Genomic DNA, 17887 nt, shown 5'->3' with positions numbered 1-17887 from the left:
GCACTACAGAATACCGTTTAGATCGCGACGGAACAGTCTAGCGTGGCCGGCGTTCCATGCGCGGCGAGGTAGTCGTCGCGCGCATGCAGTCCCACTTCGACGGCGCCGATACGCCGCGCGATCAGCATCTCCTGCACCGGCCGCGTCATGCGGACCGCGATGTCCGCTTCGCGCTGCAGCAGATCCTGCAAGCGATTCGTCGCCACCAACTCGACCACGAGCCCCGGATGCTCGCGCCGCAATTGCGCGATCACGGGCGGCAGCACCTCCACACTGATCACCTCGCTCGCCGAGATCCGCACCACGCCGCGCATCTCCTCGCCCCGGCCGGACGCCGCGCGCTCCAGCGCCGCCGCGGTGCTGCGCATCGCCTCGGCGTAGCCGCGCAGCGCCGTGGCCGCTTCGGTCGGCAGCAGGCCCGTCTGCGAACGCGTGAAGAGCGGCTGGCCGAACGCCGCCTCCAGCGCCTCGACGTGCCGCCCCGCCGTCGGCTGCGTGATGCCGAGCGCGCGCGCGGCCCCCGAAAGCGAGCCTTCGGTCAGCACGGCGAGAAAAGTCCGGTAGAGCTCCCAGCTCAGGTTCGAAGTCATACATAAATGTATAGCCGATCCCTTTTGTTTGCCAATTTATTATGTGCGGCGCCCGTCGCAGAATGTCTCCGTCGAAACCATCGGAACGCAGCGGAGGATCATCATGGCAACCCCATTTTCCGAACGTCAGGGACAGCAGGACCGGTTTGCGCTCGTGCTGGGCGCCACCGGCGGGATAGGCGGCGAAGTGGCGCGCCAGTTGCGCGAGGCGGGCTGGCAGGTGCGCGCGCTGCATCGCCGGGCGGCGGAAGTCGCGAATTCCGGTGATGGCATCGACTGGCGGCAGGGCGACGCCATGGACCGCGAAGCCGTCATGCGCGCGGCGCGCGGTTGCGCCGTGATCGTCCACGCCGTGAACCCGCCCGGCTATCGCAACTGGTCGAAGCTCGTGTTGCCGATGATCGGCAACACCATCGCAGCGGCCCAGGCCGAAGGCGCAACCGTCGTCCTGCCCGGCACGGTCTATAACTACGGGCCCGAGGCGTTCCCGACGCTCACCGAAGACCAGCCGCAGCGGCCGCGCACGCGCAAGGGCGCGATCCGCGTCGAACTCGAGCGGCAATTGCAGGCGGCCGCCGCGCAAGGGGTGCGCACGATCGTCGTGCGGGCCGGCGACTTCTTCGGTCCGCATCTCACCGGCAATAACTGGTTCTCGCAAGGTATCGTGCAAGCGGGCCGGCCCGTTAGCGTCGTCCGCCTGCCCGGCCGCCCCGGCGTGGGCCATCAGTGGGCCTACGTGCCCGACGTGGCCCGCACGATGGTCGAGCTGATCGAACGACGAGCCACGCTGCCGGCGTTCGCGACGTTCCACTTCGGCGGTCACTGGGATGCCGACGGCAAGCAGATGGCGCAAGCCATCTGCCGTGTCGCGCAGCGGCACGGCGCGAAGCCGCGCCAGCGCCGCTTTCCGTGGGCGTTCGTCTACGCGGCCGCGCCGTTCGTCACGACGCTGCGCGAAATGCTGGAGATGCGCTACCTCTGGCGCGAGCCGATCCGGCTCGAGAACGCGCGGGTTGTTGCCACGCTGGGCCGCGAGCCGCACACGCCGCTGGACGTCGCGGTCGCTGCCACGCTGGCCGGGATCGGGTGCCTGAACCGCGGCGCGCAGCAGGCCGAGCCCGCCGCGCTGCACGCGAAATAAGCGAGCCAGGTCCACAAGGCCGACCCGAACCACCCGTTAGCGAATACGCGCACTCACGGCTGCGCGAGCGCCTCGCCCACTACCACGCGGTCGCGTCCGCCCAGCTTCGCGCCGTAAAGGCTCGCGTCGGCCTTCTGCAGCCAGGCGATGTGATTGGGCATGTCCTGCTCGCATTGCGCGATGCCGACGCTGATCGTGCAAGGACACGCGGCGCCGTCGTGCCCCGCCTGGTCGCGCACCGTCGCGACGAGGCGTTCGGCCACGGCGCGCGCCTCGGTGAGCGTCGCGCCGGGCAGCACCACGCCGAACTCCTCGCCGCCGTAACGGCCAATCGGGTCGCTCTCGCGGAAATGCGACTGCAGCATGGCGGCAAAGGCCTGCAGAACCGCATCGCCGGCCGGATGGCCGAGCGTGTCGTTGATGCGCTTGAAGTGATCGAGGTCGACAAGCAACAGCGACGACGCATAACGGCGCTCGCGGCAACGTTCGAATTCCGCGGACAGCTCGTGCTCCCAACTGCGCCGGTTGAGCAGCCCCGTGAGGCCATCGGTGCGGCTCAGCCGCTGGAGGGTACGGGTCTGCTCCCCGAGCTTGCGCGAAATGCGGTAGGTGGCCAACCCCAGCGCAAGCGGATAGATCACGAGAAACGGCAAACAGGCGAGGATCGTCGGCATGCTCGACATCGGCTCGAACAGGAAGCCGAGCGTCAGGATGCCGATGACGAAACCCACCAGATGGGCCAGCACGCCACGCGCGAACAACTGCACACCGCCTGCCGCGATGTTGTCCATGCTGAGCATCACGAGGATCAGCACGCACGGCAGCACGTTCATGCGCATCGCGATCACCCAGAAGCCGCCGAACGCCGCATCGATCAGAAGATTGACGCGTTCGCCACGAAACGGCACTTCGCAGGCCAGCGAGGCGCGCCGCGCAACATGCGGCCAGAGAAAACCGTGAAAGGCAAGCAGCCCCCATAGCACGAAGCCACGGTGCTGCTGCCAGAAAACGGAGGCGACACAGAGGAACCCAAGGCCAAGCCCCGCGATCCTCAGACGATAGACGCGTTCGACGAAACGCTTGCCCTTGCCGGCCATGACATTCGATGCTGCATTCATTGCAATGCGTCTTGGATGTTGTCGCTGCACCGGATGAAAAGGAGGTTAACTTCTATTGTGCCATCGGTCAGCCCTGTTTCGGCTAGTCAAATGGAATGCTGCAACCGCGGGCGGCTCATAGGGTCTCGGCAAATTCGCTGCTTATGTCAGGCATCGCGCAAAAGCCCGGTAACGCAAAAACGCGTGCGGCCTTGAACAAGCCGCACGCGTGAAAGTGAAATACAACGCGGGGCCGGACAAACCGCAGTGGATCAGGTCGCGAGAAACCTCTGCGCGAGACGGACCCAGCATGCCGCGCCCAGCGGCAACACCTGGTCGTTGAAATCGTAACCGGGGTTGTGAACCATGCAGCCGCCGAACTCGCCTTCGCCGTTGCCGAGCAGCAGGTAGCAGCCCGGCACGGCGCCCAGCATCCACGCGAAATCCTCGCTGCCGTTCAAGCCCTTCGGTGCCTGCGTGACCACGTTCTCTTCGCCCACCAGCTCCGCGCAGACCTGTTGCGCGAGCACCGTTTCTTCAGACGTATTGACCATCGGTGGGGTGAGCTGACGATAGTCGATCTGCGCCTCCACGCCATGCGCCTGCGCGGTCAACGCAACGATCTCGCGCACGCGCGCCTCCACGAGCGCGCGCGTCTCGGGCCGCGCCGCGCGCACATTCAGGCCCAGTTGGACCGACTCCGGAATCACGTTGTGCGTCGCGCCGCCGCGAATGTAGCCGATCGACACGACGGCCGTATCGTCCGGCGGCACATTGCGCGCAACCACGGTCTGCAGCGCCGCGATGAGCGCGCCCGCCGCCACGATGGGATCCTTCACGCGGTGCGGCATCGCGCCGTGGCCGCCCACGCCCTTGAGCGTCACGTCGGCCACGTCGGACGAAAGGCTCACCGACCCCGGCAGCACGCGGAACGTGCCCGCCGGCACGCCCGGCATGTTGTGCAGCGCGTAAACGGCGTCGCACGGAAAGCGTTCGAAGAGACCGTCGTCGATCATCGCCTTCGCGCCGCAGAGGTTCTCTTCGTCGGGCTGGAAAATGAGGTTCAGCGTGCCGTTGAAGTCGCGCCGGTCGGCCAGCTCCTTCGCCGCCGCGAGCAGGATCGCCGTGTGGCCGTCGTGCCCACACGCGTGCATCTTGCCGGAGGTCTGGCTCGCATAAGGCAGACCGGTGTTCTCGACGATCGGCAGCGCGTCCATGTCGGCGCGTATGCCGAGGCGCCGCTGGCCGTCGCCCACCTTGAGCTGGCCAACCACGCCGCTACGTCCAATGCCCGTATGCACCTCGTAGCCCCACTTCTCGAGCAGCATGGCGACGAGCTTCGCGGTGGCGCCCACCTCGAAGCCGAGCTCCGGCTGGGCATGGATCTGCCGGCGTATGCCGATGAAGGTCTCGGCGTCGATTTCGATTTGGGGCAGCAGCGTGGGCAACTGTCTGAATGGCATCAAAGCGGGTTCGCGCTTCATGGCAAGGTCGTCCTCCATGATCGAAGAGTTGGGGAAGGTCAGGCAACGCGGTGTTCGCGGATGCTCGCTACCGCGAGCAAAGTCACGCAACTGCACGCGACGAGATAGAGCGCGGGCGTGAGCGGATTGCCCGTTTTCGCGAGCAGCCACGTCACGAGGAATTGCGAGCTGCCGCCGAACACCGTCACGCCTACGCTGTAGATCACCGAAAGCCCGCTTGCGCGCACGCTTTTCGGCAGTATTTCCATGATGATGAGCAGCATCGGCGTCGAGCCGAGGTTGGTGGCCGCCGTCATGATCACCGCCAGCAGCAGCACCAGCGGCACGCTCGGAAAGTGCGTCATCAGCCAGAACGCCGGAACGACGAAGGCGATGTTGAAGAAGATCGCCGCCATCACGATGGGCTTGCGGCGCGCGAAACGGTCCGCCAGCCGCCCCGAAGCGAGCGACGCCACGAGCATCGTGAGCCCGGTCGCGCAGCCCGCGAGCAGCGAGAGCGACGGCGGCATCTTCAGCACGCGGATCATGTAGGTGGGCATGAAGAACACCACGAGGTACATCCCCACCGTGCCCGCGGTCACCGAGAGAATGCCTTGCAGCAGTTTCGTTCCATGCTCGCGCATCAGCGTGCCGAGCGGGCTCGGCACGTCGGGCGCGGCCTCGTGCGTTTCGTCGAGCTTCGAGCGGATGTAGAGGCCCACGGGCGCGATGGCGAGGCCCGCGAGGAACGGCAGGCGCCAGCCCCAGCTTTCGAGCGCGGCGGGCGTGAGAAAGGCGTACAGGAGCGCGCCCGTGAAGGCGCCGAGGAGCGCGGCGATGCCCTGGCTGCCCAGTTGCCAGCTCACGCGAAAGCCGCGCCGGCCCACGGCGCCCGACTCCATCAGCATGGCCGTGGCCGCCCCCACCTCGCCGCCCAGCGAGAAGCCCTGCAACAGGCGCCCCGCGAGAATCACGAACGAGCCGAGCACGCCCGCCTGCGCGTAAGTGGGCGCGAAAGCGATGCACAGCGTGCCGCCCACCATCAGCGCGATGGTCAGCGTCATCGCGGCCTTGCGGCCGCGCCGGTCCGCGTAGCTGCCGATCACGAAGGCGCCGAGCGGACGCATGACGAAGCCGATGCCGAAGGTCGCTACCGCGAGCAGCAGCGAACCATAGGGATTGTCCGAGGGAAAGAAGAGCCGGCCGATCAGGATGGCGAAGAAGCTGTAGACCGTGAAGTCGTACATTTCGAGCGCGTTGCCGATCGAGCAGGCCGCGATGAGCCGGAACTGGCTCGCGCGCGAGGCGGCGGGCGCGGCTACGCCGGCGAGGCGCGGGGAGCCGGCTTCGTCGGCGGCCGTGAGCGTGACGTCATTCATGGCGGATCTCCGCAGGACGGTGTGAACGAAGCGGGCCGGACCGCGCCCTTCGCCTTCGTAGATAAACTGCTTTGGGTAACACATCGCCGGCGCAGAGGAACACCGACCGGATCGAGTTTCAACCCAGCTTCACTTTTGAAAGAAGTGACAAATTTTCATCGCGATAACTGAATGGAATCACTAGCGCGAGAACGACGGCGAATGATGATTTCACAGTCGAGCCACCACGAGCCGGTCGTCAGCTTCTGCTTAACCGGCAACGCCCCTGACAATATTTGACCTTCCTGGGTGCGAGGTATTGATACGATCACCTGGCAACAGGAATCGTCTGGTCATTTCGAAAATCAATAAAAATAATTTTGACCCCATTTATTTCAAAAAGGCCGTTCTTTCTCTCCGCACCGCCCTATTCCTTTCTCTCCGGATATCCGGGAATACCGTCGCGGATCCGGCGTGATAAAAGCAGGCATTACCCCCAAGGCTCGCGCCTTATTCATCAGAAAAACCGTCTGAAACCTGCCGGGAGCGTGAATGATGCGAAACCAGAAAGAGGATTTCCGGTTTCTGGCGGAGAACAGCGCCGACATGGTGTGCCGGGTAGGGTTCGACCTCGTGATGCACTATGCGTCGCCGTCGTGCGAGCGGATTCTCGGCTGGAAACCCGAGGAGATGGTGGGAAAGGGCCCGGACGCCTTTGTCTTTCCGGAAGATTTGCCCACGGTAGCCGCCGCCCACGAGCGGCTCATGCGGGACGGCGTCGATCCCGTGCCGACGGAAGTTCGCATGCAAAGAAAGGATGGAAGCTACGCATGGATGGAGGTCAACGCGCGCAGGGTGCAGGGTGACGGCGGCGCTTCGGGCATCGTCCTCGTCATGCGCGACATTTCCCGGCGCAAGCTGGACGAGGCGGAGAGCAAGGGCATCCTGCCGATCTCCGGCAAGAAATACGCCGTGCCCCTGGCATCACGCAGCGAACACGGACTCGCGCAACACGATGACGATTTGCCCTTCCGCAAGGCATTTCTGATGACCCCGATTCCCATGGTCATCGCTACGTTCGCCGGCTTCACGATCATCGACGTCAACGACGCGTTCATCGCCGCGACCGGTTACGCCCATGACGAACTCCGGGGACGCGGGGCGTCGGAAGTCCGGCTGCTCGACGATCGCACCTGCCGGCATATCGCGACGACGCTTCGCCAATCCCGTAGCCTCAGGAAAATGGAAATCCGGCTCCGCACGCGCGAGGACGCTCACATGGATTGCCTCCTGTCGATCGAGACCGCGACCGTCGACGGCCAGCAATGCGTTCTCGCCGTGTTTCAGGACGTGTCCGAACGCAAGCGTTCCGAAGCCGAACTCATGGAGGCAATCGAGAGCGTCATGAAGGACATGAGCTGGTTTAGCCAGGCGGTCATCGAGAAACTGGCTCAACTGCGTCAGCCGCGCCGCGTGGCCGGCCCGGAAGCGGAACTGTCCGATCTTACGCCGCGCGAACTCGAGGTGCTTGGCCTGATGTGCGAGGGGCGGACCGACGAGGACATTTCCGGCGCGCTCGGGCTATCACGCAATACCGTCCGCAATCACGTCTCGCGGATATACACGAAGATCGGCGTCCACCGGCGAGCCGGCGCGATAGTCTGGGCACGAGCCCGCGGTGTATTGGAGTACGAATTACCTAAAAGGCGCGCACGCCGTGGCCGATGACCGGAAATTCGAACAGGTCCACGGCGTTTACCGAGCGAGCACCGCCTTGACACGGCCATGTCCGGCATTCGTCTCGATCTGCAGGGTTCCCCTCGATGCGGTACACAGATGATGCGCGAGCCGAAGACCGAAACCGGCATCGTGCACGGGATCGAAACCGGCCGGAAATCCGCGCCCTTTGTCTTCGACGACGACTTCCACCTGCCCTGCGTGCCACGCCAATGTCACATCGACGTCGCCGGTGCTGTATTTGACCGCGTTGGTCACCAGTTCGGCCACGATGGAGCCGAGCGATATGAGCGTCTCGCGATCGAGCACGAACGCTTCGCCGGCCGCGAGACGCAACGTGCGCAGGCTGCCGGGGTCCAGCAGCGCGCCGCGCAGGTCGCGCAGAAGGCTGGCCAGATAGTCTCTCGCGGGCTCGCCGCCACGCAGGCCGCTCCCATAAAGATGCTCGTGAATCCGCGCGACGCTGCCGATGCGGCGGGCGGCGGTATCGAGCGCATACCTCGTTTCGGCATTGCTGGACTGGCGTGACTGAAGCTGCAATGTGCAGGCGATCAGATGAAGGCTATTGCGCATGCGATGATGCAATTCCCGTATCTGAAGCGTCTGCACCGACGGTACCTCCCGTTGCGCGGCTTCCCCGGAATCCGGATCTTGAGCGGAAAGTGGTTTCATGGCGAAAGGAAAGAAGGAAGCCCGTTGTCGATGGGCGATCAGCGTGACGCAGCGCCGTCCGGCGGCCTGGCCACCGGATGCGGCCACTGTATCGCCGCCGCCCCGGCACTGAATAGATACCGGCATACCAATCGGCCTGGTTCAACCATACCGACCTGCACTGCCGGACTCTCCATGGGCGCAAGCCCCGAGCGCCGGCCCGGATTCGCACACCTGTCCTTCCGCCAGGTTCGTGACAACGATACCGGATTACCCGGTGCGTACGGCTCTGTTGCCAGGCGCGATGCTTCGCTACATTGAGCCTGTCCCCGCCGTTTCGGCAAGGGACTTTCCCCTCATCGACTGGAGAGCAATCATGGATAACGACCGGATCAAGGGCGCAGCGAAGGAGATCAAAGGCTCGATCAAGGAAGTGGCCGGCAAGGTCACAGGTAATCGGGAAACCGAGGTGGAAGGCAAAGTCGAAAAAGCGACGGGTACGGTCCAGCGCAACATCGGCGAGGCCAAGGACAAGGTCCGCGACAAGCTTGATAAGGATAACTGACGTTATCGTTCCCGGCCGCGTTGAAGATGACCCGGCCGTGGCGATATCCCTGCGTGGCCATTGCGGTCGATTCCACGGTCGCGCGCCCAGATGATAGCCGCCGAACGGCGGTTGACGCCGATCTTGCTGTAGATGGCGGCAACATAATTGCGCACCGTGTTGCGCGACAGGTGCAGCGTTTCTGCAATCTTCGAATCGTCGCTGCCCTCGCACATCAGAACGAGGACTTCGCGCTCGCGCGGGCTCAGGTCCGCGAGCGCCGCGCCTGTCTGGCCTGCGCGCGCGGGATGGCGAATCTCCGCCAGCTTTTCGATCACGGTCCGGCTGAACCACGACGTGTCCTGCATCACCGTCTCGATGGCCGCGATCAACTCCCCTTCGGAACGTTTGCGCTCCGTGATGTCCTGGAGCACGCACAACACGCAGCGCCGCTCATGGATGGTGACCGTCTCGGCAGAAACGAGACAGTCGAGCGTGTCCCCGCTCTTGGTGCACAACTGCATCTCGACATTGCGCACGCTGCCGGCCGATTCGACGTCTTGCCGAAACTGATCGAAAGCCGCGCCGTCCGCCCACAATCCCAGCGACGACGGACTCCGTGCGATCACCTCTTCTGCCTGGTAGCCGGTCACCGCAACGAATGCGTCGTTGATGTCGAGAAACAGCATGTCGTCCAGCGAGCCGACGGTCATCGGCACGGGCGCGAGACGAAAGGCCGTCGAAAAGCGCTCTTCCGTCTGCCGCAGCGCCGCTTCGACTTTCCGCCTCGGTTCGAGGTCCATAAAGGTGAAGAGCATGCAGTTCTCGTCGCCGATCTCGATCGGCTGGCCCGCCACGATCACGAACTTGCTGCCGCCGTCCGCGATGCGCAGCACGCTTTCCATTTGCGGGATCGTGCGGCCTTCGTTCAGGTAGCCGACGGCCTGATCTCTCCTGTCCGACCCGCCGAGCACGTCGAACTCATAGGCCGAGCAACCGATGACTTCGTCCCGCGCGTAGCCGGTCATCTCCAGGAAGCCCTGATTGACCTTCACGTACCGGAGGTCGGACAGCCGGCAGATCACGGCAGGCGCCGGATTGGCGTTGAAGGTTCTTTCGAAGCGCTCTTCGGCCGTGAACCGCTCCGTCACGTCCTGGATCACGAGCACCAGCGACTGCGGCTCGTCGGCGGCGTCGGTCAGCACGAGGCTGCGTATCTGGTGGACACGGCGAAACGTGTCGTCTCCGGGCTTCGTCACCTCGACGATCACGTCGTGAAACACCTCGCCCGCGAGCACGCGCGCGAGCGGATATTGCTCGGGCAGCAGCGCGTGGTTATTGCGGTATTTCAGCGAAAAGCGCTTCTGAAAGCCGGTGGCATCGCCGCCGAAATCCGCGAGCGCATCGACGCCGTGAATCGACAAGGCCGTTTCGTTGGCCCAGACGATCGAGCCGTCGGGATCGGCCAGCACGATGCCCTCGGTGAGTCCGGCCACGATCTGCTGCAACTGCCGCCGGTCGACCTGCGGCCTGGTGGAAGCGGAATCCATCGCGTATCCCCGTTGTTTTGCAGGCCGTACCGGCAGCCGCCCACTCCGCTCATCATGAATGCAAAGCCTCGCAAAGAACAGAGCGAATTGCACAATCTCGCCTGGTAATTTTGTCATGGGTGAGAGATGACGGCCGCCTGTTCGCCTCACGGGAACGGAAACTAGTCCTTTTTTCACCGGTCGTGTAGTGCGAACCGGTCTTTCATCCGCCGGGGCAGTGAAATAAATTCTGACGAATATCGCCTTGCCGCCCGGAAAGAGCATGTTCTGCAAATTTCATATTTCAAGGCCCAGAGTGGTAGAGAAACTGGGGGTGGTCTCTTTTGCGATCATGGACGACCTGGTGCTGAGAGTGGGAACCGTATCGTTCCAGGTCCTGCTCTCGCTCGATCCCGATCGGACTCCCGAAGAATCGTTCGTCCTGAACATGGGGAAGATTCGACATGCGGCCTACCTTGCGTCCCGGAAGACCGCGCAGCCAGCTTTCGTCGACGTGGACCTGGAATGTTTCGCCACGCTTTTGCCCATGCCGTGACCTTGCCGGCAGCACGGGAATACATGCGGAAAGCAGGCAATTACTGCAGGCTTCGATCCATCAGCGCCATGGCCGGCGCTCGCGAGTCCCGCGCCACGCGGCTACGCGACGGCGGCATCGCCAGTCCGTTGCGCGGATCGCCGCGGAACTGCTCGATGGCGAAGTCGATAAAGCACCGCACCTTCATGGTCAGATACCGGCGCCCCGGATAGACGATCGAGATGTCGTGCATGCCGCCGTCCACGTCGTAGCGGTCGAGCACGGCCTGCAGGCTGCCGCGCGCGATGTCGTCGGCAACGAGCGGTTGCGGCAGCAGCGCAATCCCCAGCCCTGCAAGCGCGGCGGCGCGCACGGTGGCGTGACTGCTTGCCGTGAGCGGACCGTGGGCGTGGATGCGCTGCGAGCATCGCGCGTCGCTGAACTCCCACGTGCGCGGGTTATGCGCGACCGATAGCAGTTCGTGCGCCGCAAGATCGGCCGGCGCACGCGGCACGCCGCGTCGCCCGAGATAGGCGGGCGCCGCCACCACGACCTCTTTCACCGGCGTGAGCTTGCGGCAGACGAGCGTTGCGTTGACCTGTTGCCGGTCCGTTGCGAAGCACACGTCGAATCCCCCTTCTATCAGGTCGATCTGCGTGTCGTAGACCGTCACGTCGAAATTCACGCGTGGATTCGCCTCGCGATATGCGCCGAGGAGCGGCGTCAGCCCGCCATTCGCGAACAACGACGGCGCGGCAATGCGCAATATGCCGCCTGGGTCGCGCGTGGCGCGCACGAGGTCCGACTCCACTTCGTCGAGCTTTTCGATCACCACGCGGCAGCCATCCAGATAGAGGCGCCCTGCATCGGTCAAGGAAAGCCGGCGCGTCGTGCGGTTCAGGAGGCGCATGTTCAGATGCGCCTCGAGCATGCCGACGCTGCGCGTGACAGCCCCGGAGGACATGCCAAGCTGCTTGCCCGCGAGCGTGAAGCTGCCCAGGTCGACGACGCGCGCGAACACGCGCATGGCTCGTAGCTGGTCCATGTTAAGTGGCCGTAGTGAAAGGAATGGCACGGCTTCTGCAACGCATGGCGAATACGGAAGCTGGCAGCGATTATCGCCCTCGGTCACGGGTCCGTGCTTTAAGCTGGCGGCCTCGCGAGATTAAGGAAAATTTAGGGTGGCCGGCCATCCGCCGGCCACCCGCCGGCCCACCATGAGGCGCGCCACAGAGCATGCCGGTCACCCCGGTGCTACGCTTGTCTGCCTGCAACGACGGCGTAATAGGTTTTCGGTATTCCGTCATTGGGGAAAATCAATTTTCCCCAATGACCGCGTTCCCATAACATGGGTTGCCTGTTCTCCCCGCCCGCAGGCCTCATGCACTGTGGGCGTATCGATGTAACCAACCACGATCCTGCGAGAGAGTCATGTCATCCGAACCCAAGTGCCCGTTCCCCGGCCATACCACGCCTGCCACCCACACCAGCGGCGGCGGCACGACCAATCGGGACTGGTGGCCCAACCAGTTGCGTGTCGATCTCCTGAGCCAGCACTCCGAGAAATCGGACCCGCTCGGCAACAAGTTCAACTATCGCGAAGCTTTCAGCAAGCTTGACTACGAGGCCCTCAAGGCCGATCTGCGCAAGCTGATGACCGACTCCCAGGCGTGGTGGCCGGCCGACTTCGGCCACTACGGTCCTCAATTCATCCGCATGGCCTGGCATGCCGCCGGCACCTACCGCACCGGCGACGGCCGCGGCGGCGCAGGGCGCGGACAGCAGCGCTTCGCCCCGCTGAACTCGTGGCCCGACAATGTCAACATCGACAAATCGCGCCGCCTGCTGTGGCCGATCAAGCAGAAATACGGCCAGCAGATTTCCTGGGGCGATCTGATGATCCTGACCGGCAACGTTGCGCTCGAAACCATGGGCTTTCGCACGTTCGGCTTCGCCGGCGGCCGCGAAGACAGTTGGGAGCCGGACAACGACGTCTACTGGGGCGCCGAAAAAGAATGGCTTGCCGCCAGCAGCCAGCCCAACAGCCGCTACTCCGGCGACCGCGATCTCGAGAATCCGCTGGGCGCCGTGCAGATGGGCCTCATTTACGTGAATCCGGAAGGCCCGGACGGCAACGGCGACCCGCTTTCCGCCGCGCGCGACATTCGCGAGACCTTCGCCCGCATGGCGATGGACGACGAGGAAACGGTCGCGTTGATCGCCGGCGGCCATACCTTCGGCAAAACGCACGGCGCCGGCGCGGCGAGCCACGTGGGCGCCCCCGTCGAAGCCGCCCCGCTCGAAGCCCAGGGCCTGGGCTGGTCCAGCAGCTACAAGTCCGGCAAGGGTGTCGACGCCATCGGCAGCGGCCTCGAAGTCACCTGGACCCAGACGCCCGCACAATGGAGCAACTTCTTCTTCGAGAATCTGTTCAAGTACGAATGGGTCCAGGAAAAGAGCCCGGCCGGCGCGATCCAGTGGGTAGCGAAAGACGCCGACGCCGTCATCCCGGGGCCGGCCCCCGATGCACCGAAGCGCAAGCCCACGATGTTGACGACCGATCTGTCGCTGCGCGTCGATCCCGCCTACGAAAAGATTTCGCGCCGTTTTCTCGAACAGCCGCAGGCATTCGCCGAAGCCTTCGCGCGTGCCTGGTTCAAGCTGACCCATCGCGACATGGGACCGAAGGCCCGCTACCTCGGTCCGGAGGTGCCCGCGCAAGACCTGATCTGGCAAGATCCGCTGCCCAAGGCGACGCACGCGCCCAGCGCGTCGGACCTCGCCGCGCTCAAGGAAGCGATTCGCGCTTCCGGCCTCCCGGCTTCCGATCTGGTCGCCGTGGCCTGGGCCTCGGCCTCGACCTTCCGCGGCTCCGACAAGCGCGGCGGCGCCAACGGCGCTCGCGTCCGCCTCGCGCCGCAGAAGGACTGGGAGGTCAACCAGCCTGTCGCCGATACGCTCGCCAAACTGGAGGCCATCCAGAAGGCCTCGGGCAAGGCATCGCTCGCCGACGTGATCGTGCTGGCCGGCAGCGTAGGCATTGAAATGGCCGCGAAGGCCGCAGGCGTCGATGTGACCGTGCCGTTCGCAGCGGGCCGCGTGGACGCCTCGTCCGAGCAGACCGACGTGCCCTCGTTCGCAGCGCTCGAGCCCATTGCGGATGGCTTCCGCAACTATCTCAAGGGCAAGTACGCCGTGCCGGCCGAAGCCCTGCTGATCGACAAGGCCCAGTTGCTGACGCTGACCGCGCCCGAACTCACGGCGCTGATCGGTGGCCTGCGCGCCATCAACATCAACGCGGACGGAAGCTCGCACGGTGTCTTCACCAGCACGCCGGGTGCGCTCACCAACGACTTCTTCGTGAACCTGCTCGACATGGGCACGGAATGGAAGGCGGCCGGCGACATCTACGAAGGCTACGACCGCAAGACGGGACAGCCGAAGTGGACCGGCACCCGCGTGGATCTGGTGTTCGGCTCGAACGCCATCCTGCGCGCGCTCGCCGAAGTCTATGCGAGCGCCGACGGCAACGCGAAGTTCGTGAGCGACTTCGTGGCGGCCTGGGTCAAGGTGATGAATCTCGACCGCTTCGATCTGCGCTAAACCGCGGCGGCGGCGGGCGGCCGAAAGTCAGGGCCGCCCGCTGCGTTTTATCGCTGTGGTGGTTCACCATGATGTTCTGCAAAAATCGTGTGGCAGTCCCAAGCGAATGGCGGGTAACCTCAATCTGGCCGGCAGCGCCACGCCCAACTCCTTGCAGGCCCTTGCCGCGAACACGTCCTTGAACAGGACCGTTTGCGGCGCGACCACGTAGAATGCGACGACAATCTATTCGCAAGCCGGCCCACCAGGGCAACTACGTACGCCCCTGCAAGGAACGCACGGATGAAACTGCACCAACTGCGTGTTCTGCTCGCGCTCGCGCAGCACGGCAGCATGCACGAGGCCTCGCGCAGCCTGCATATCTCGCAGCCCGCGCTCTCCAAGGCCGTGGCCGAACTGGAGCGCGAGCTGGGCGTCACGCTGATGTCGCGCTCGGTGCGCGGCGTGAGCCTCACGAACTACGGGCGCGTACTCGCCAAGCGCGCAAACGTGGTCGAGCAGGAGCTGCGGCACGCGCTGGAAGACATCGAAGCCATGCGCGGCCACGCGGAGGCCCAGCTCAATATCGGCTTTTCGGCCGTCGCATCGAGCGGCCCGCTGCCTGAAGCAATCGCGGAGTTTCGCCTGCGCTATCCCGCCGTCGCGCTACGCGCCTACGAAATGCGGCCCCAGCAGATACTGGAGGGCCTGCGCGAAGGCCACCTCGACCTCGCCCTGATCTCCACGAACAGTGGCCCCGGCACGAACGCGTTCCAGTGGGAGCCGCTCTTCTCGGTGGGCATGGTGATCGCTGCGCGGCCCGGCCATCCGCTTGGCCGCGTCACGAGCCTGCGTTCGCTGCTGGAGGCCGACTGGCTCACGCTCGATCCGCTCGACGACCCCGGCAGCCCGCTCGCGAGCCTCATGCGGCTGCATCGCCTCGACATGCCGAGACGCATCGTGCAAAGCGCATCGAATCTGCTCGGTCTGCAGTTGGCCACCTGCACCGACCTGATCAGCATGTGGTCGGACTTCGTGTTCTACGGCACGGGCGGGCCGCTCATGCTCAATCGCACCACGCTCAAGCCCATTCCTATCCGCGACGAGCTGCCCGACTTCCATGTGTACATGGTGTACCGCTCGACCGACCTGATGACGCAGGCCTGCACCGAATTCAGCAAGGAAGTGCGCCATCGCAGCCGCACGATGGTGTCGCCGCGCGCCGCCGCGGGCGCCGCAAGGCATTCGAAAAGTTGAGACGCCGAGGCATCCCTGTCACGACGTGACGTTAAAAATCACCTTGCGCCAAACGACGCCTCGCCATAGTCTGTTACAAGGAGTTCGACCTCGACGTCAACCCGCGCGGCCCTTCCCCACAGCCGCGCCCAGCACAGGAGACTTGCAATGCCATGCTCCCGCCGGCGCTTTATCGCCATCGCTGCGGCACTTGCTTCCACCCCGGTCTTCATCGAAGAAGCGCGCGCCGACGCCGCCCCGGTATCGGAAAGCGATCCCACCGCCCAGGCGCTCGGGTACAAATCCAATGCATCGCAGGTCGACAAGGCGAAGTACGCCAAGTATCAGGCCGGGCAGTCCTGCTCGAACTGCCAGCTCTGGCAAGGCAAGGCCGGGGCGCCCAACGGCCCCTGCCCGATGTTCGGCGGCAAGCTCGTCAATAGCGGCGGATGGTGCAGCGCCTACGTGAAGAAGGCCTGATACGCGAACGGTAGCGCAACGCCCATTGCTTCGGATTCCGATGCAATGGGCGTAGTTCCTATGCACCTCACCCGTTACTTACGGGTGGGCTCTCCGTCGATCTGTAGCTCTTTATACCCTGTCTGGGGGTCGAGGGCGCGCGAGAAACGATGCTCGGGGAGCAGGACGAGCAGTAGCTCGGCCGTGGTCCGCACGCGGCAGCCGTGCGCCACATGGCCGCCCGATACCTGGCCGTGCGCGTCGGCAACGGACATGTGCAGGTGCGCGCCGTCGGGCGACACCGAGCCCGCAACGGTCAGTATTTCCAGATCGCCGCGCAGCTCGCAGGCAGACTCGGCGCCGGCGTAGCGTAGCTGCGCGACGCTAAGGCTCCCGATGCCCTGCACCACGAAGGCGGCGCTCACGCCGCGCTCGCGCAAGGCGGTTTCAACCGCGGCGCGCAGGTCTTCGCCGGGAGACAGTCGCAGGGGACAGGCTTGCATGGCAGACCACCCTGTACGCGATCAAACCAGCGGATTGATGTATGCCGTCTTGACGACCGTGTAGAACTCGCGCGCATAGCTGCCCTGCTCGCGCGGGCCATAGCTCGAACCCTTGCGCCCGCCGAACGGCACGTGATAGTCCACGCCCGCCGTCGCCGTGTTCACCATCACCATGCCCGCCTGCGCGTGCCGGCGAAAATGCGTCGCGTATTTCAGCGAAGTCGTACAGATGCCCGCCGAAAGACCGAACTCCGTATCGTTCGCCACCGCGAGCGCCTCGTCGTAATCCTTCACCTTGATCACGGAAGCCACCGGGCCGAACACCTCCTCGCGGTTGATGCGCATCGCCGGCGTGGTTCCGGTAACGAGCGCCGGCGCGAGGAAATAGCCCTGCGCCGCATGCGCCACGCGTTCGCCGCCGAACACTTCGCCGCCCTCTTCCCGCGCGATGTCGAGATAGCGCTCATCCTGTGCGAGTTGCCGGTCGTCGACCACCGGGCCGATCTGCGTGGCCGCCTCCAGCGCGTCGCCCACCACGAGCTGACGCATGCGGGCCTGCATTGCCGCGACGAAGCGATCGTAAATGCCTTCGGTCACGATCAGGCGGCTCGACGCCGTGCAGCGCTGCCCGGTCGAATAGAACGCGCCGTTGATGCACGCGTCCACCGCAACATCGAGATTCGCGTCGTCGAGCACCACCATCGGGTTCTTGCCGCCCATCTCGAGCTGGAACTTCTTGCCGAGCTGCACGCACTTCGCGCCAATCGCCCGGCCCGTCGCCACCGACCCCGTGAAGCTGATCGCGTCCACCTCGCGCGACTCGACGAGCGCCTCGCCCACCACGGAACCGCGCCCCATCACGAGATTGATGACGCCGGCCGGCGCGCCCGCCTCCGCGATAATGCGCACGAGCTCCCAGCACGAAGCCGGCACGAGGTCGGCGGGCTTGATGACGACGCAATTACCGTAGGCGAGCGCCGGCGCGATCTTCCACGCGGGAATCGCGATCGGGAAATTCCACGGCGTAATGAGCCCGATCACGCCCAGCGGTTCGCGCGTGACCTCCACGGTCATGCCGGGCCGCACCGAGGGCAGGATCTCGCCGTTCAGGCGCAGCGCCTCGCCCGCGAAGAACTTGAAGATCTGCCCCGCGCGCCCCACTTCGCCGATGCCTTCGGCGAGCGTCTTGCCCTCTTCGCGCGCGAGCAGGCGGCCTAGCTCGGCCTTGCGTTCGAGTATCAGCGTACCGGCGCGGTCGAGCACGTCGAAGCGCTGCTGCGGCGTCGAGTTGGACCACTGCGGAAACGCGGCGCGGGCCGCGCCGATCGCGTGATGGACCTGGGCCGCGTCGGCCTGCGCGAACTCGCCGATCACGTCGTCCAGATTCGACGGATTGACGTTGCGCGACACCTGCGTGCTTTCCACCCAGTTGCCCGCAATGAAATTAGCGAACTGGCTCATC

The 17887-nt window shown here is 64.9% G+C and carries 15 protein-coding genes and 1 pseudogene; 7 read left to right on the top strand and 9 right to left on the bottom strand.

All coding sequences use genetic code 11. The features are described from left to right. Nucleotides 1-35 precede the first annotated feature (35 nt). A pseudogene (locus tag WJ542_RS28275) lies at nt 36-590 on the bottom strand (LysR family transcriptional regulator); the annotation flags it as partial. A 103-nt stretch (nt 591-693) separates the two neighbouring features. Between WJ542_RS28275 and WJ542_RS28270 the strand changes: the two are divergent. Beyond that, nucleotides 694-1731 carry an NAD-dependent epimerase/dehydratase family protein gene (locus WJ542_RS28270; protein WP_411192864.1) on the top strand — a complete coding sequence of 346 codons (1038 nt, stop codon included), beginning with the start codon at nt 694-696 and terminating at the stop codon, nt 1729-1731. A gap of 53 nt (nt 1732-1784) precedes the next feature. On the opposite strand, the gene WJ542_RS28265 is transcribed toward WJ542_RS28270, so the two are convergent. The 3 genes from WJ542_RS28265 to WJ542_RS28255 all read right to left on the bottom strand — a co-directional run bounded on the left by WJ542_RS28265 (nt 1785) and on the right by WJ542_RS28255 (nt 5670). Further along, nucleotides 1785-2849, bottom strand: a complete 1065-nt coding sequence (locus tag WJ542_RS28265) for a diguanylate cyclase (RefSeq protein ID WP_411192863.1) — start codon at nt 2847-2849, stop codon at nt 1785-1787. 251 nt (nt 2850-3100) lie between these two features. Further along, a complete protein-coding gene (locus tag WJ542_RS28260; protein ID WP_411192862.1) occupies nt 3101-4312 on the bottom strand; it encodes a M20 aminoacylase family protein in 1212 nt (403 codons plus the stop codon). Between the two features lie 38 nt (nt 4313-4350). Beyond that, nucleotides 4351-5670, bottom strand: a complete 1320-nt coding sequence (locus WJ542_RS28255) for an MFS transporter (protein ID WP_411192861.1) — start codon at nt 5668-5670, stop codon at nt 4351-4353. A 531-nt stretch (nt 5671-6201) separates the two neighbouring features. Here WJ542_RS28255 and WJ542_RS28250 point away from each other — a divergent pair. Further along, nucleotides 6202-7377 carry a PAS domain S-box protein gene (locus WJ542_RS28250; RefSeq protein ID WP_411192860.1) on the top strand — a complete coding sequence of 392 codons (1176 nt, stop codon included), beginning with the start codon at nt 6202-6204 and terminating at the stop codon, nt 7375-7377. A 27-nt stretch (nt 7378-7404) separates the two neighbouring features. Here the strand turns inward: WJ542_RS28250 and WJ542_RS28245 are convergent, their stop codons facing one another. Then, nucleotides 7405-8145, bottom strand: a complete 741-nt coding sequence (locus tag WJ542_RS28245; protein ID WP_411192859.1) for a sensor histidine kinase — start codon at nt 8143-8145, stop codon at nt 7405-7407. 268 nt (nt 8146-8413) lie between these two features. Between WJ542_RS28245 and WJ542_RS28240 the strand changes: the two genes are divergently transcribed. Then, complete coding sequence (locus WJ542_RS28240; protein WP_411192858.1) at nt 8414-8602, top strand: CsbD family protein; 189 nt, start codon at nt 8414-8416, stop codon at nt 8600-8602. A gap of 2 nt (nt 8603-8604) precedes the next feature. Here WJ542_RS28240 and WJ542_RS28235 read toward each other — a convergent pair whose 3' ends face one another. After that, nucleotides 8605-10131 (bottom strand): PAS domain S-box protein, encoded by a 1527-nt coding sequence (locus tag WJ542_RS28235; RefSeq protein ID WP_411192857.1) that lies wholly within the window; start codon nt 10129-10131, stop codon nt 8605-8607. Between the two features lie 262 nt (nt 10132-10393). Here WJ542_RS28235 and WJ542_RS28230 point away from each other — a divergent pair, with 262 nt between their 5' ends. Continuing rightward, nucleotides 10394-10666 (top strand): hypothetical protein, encoded by a 273-nt coding sequence (locus WJ542_RS28230; RefSeq protein WP_411192856.1) that lies wholly within the window; start codon nt 10394-10396, stop codon nt 10664-10666. 40 nt (nt 10667-10706) lie between these two features. On the opposite strand, the gene WJ542_RS28225 is transcribed toward WJ542_RS28230, so the two are convergent. Next, entirely contained in the window at nt 10707-11690 is a 984-nt protein-coding gene (locus WJ542_RS28225) for a LysR family transcriptional regulator (RefSeq protein ID WP_411192855.1), read from the bottom strand. A 386-nt stretch (nt 11691-12076) separates the two neighbouring features. Between WJ542_RS28225 and katG the strand changes: the two genes are divergently transcribed. The 3 genes from katG (at nt 12077) to WJ542_RS28210 (ending at nt 15943) form a co-directional block, all read left to right on the top strand. Next, a complete protein-coding gene (gene katG, locus WJ542_RS28220) occupies nt 12077-14248 on the top strand; it encodes a catalase/peroxidase HPI (RefSeq protein ID WP_411192854.1) in 2172 nt (723 codons plus the stop codon). 282 nt (nt 14249-14530) lie between these two features. Then, a complete protein-coding gene (locus WJ542_RS28215; RefSeq protein ID WP_411192853.1) occupies nt 14531-15484 on the top strand; it encodes a LysR family transcriptional regulator in 954 nt (317 codons plus the stop codon). 147 nt (nt 15485-15631) lie between these two features. Then, entirely contained in the window at nt 15632-15943 is a 312-nt protein-coding gene (locus WJ542_RS28210; RefSeq protein ID WP_027797736.1) for a high-potential iron-sulfur protein, read from the top strand. Between the two features lie 74 nt (nt 15944-16017). On the opposite strand, the gene WJ542_RS28205 is transcribed toward WJ542_RS28210, so the two are convergent. Next, a complete protein-coding gene (locus WJ542_RS28205; RefSeq protein ID WP_411192852.1) occupies nt 16018-16425 on the bottom strand; it encodes a PPC domain-containing DNA-binding protein in 408 nt (135 codons plus the stop codon). Between the two features lie 21 nt (nt 16426-16446). Continuing rightward, nucleotides 16447-17886: an aldehyde dehydrogenase family protein gene (locus WJ542_RS28200; RefSeq protein WP_411192851.1), complete on the bottom strand. Its 1440-nt coding sequence runs from the start codon at nt 17884-17886 to the stop codon at nt 16447-16449. Between the last annotated feature and the right edge of the window lies 1 nt (nt 17887).

The sequence above is a fragment of the Paraburkholderia yinzeri genome (assembly GCF_046581065.1).
Lineage (GTDB): Bacteria > Pseudomonadota > Gammaproteobacteria > Burkholderiales > Burkholderiaceae > Paraburkholderia.
This window is presented reverse-complemented; position numbering and strand designations above follow the sequence as displayed.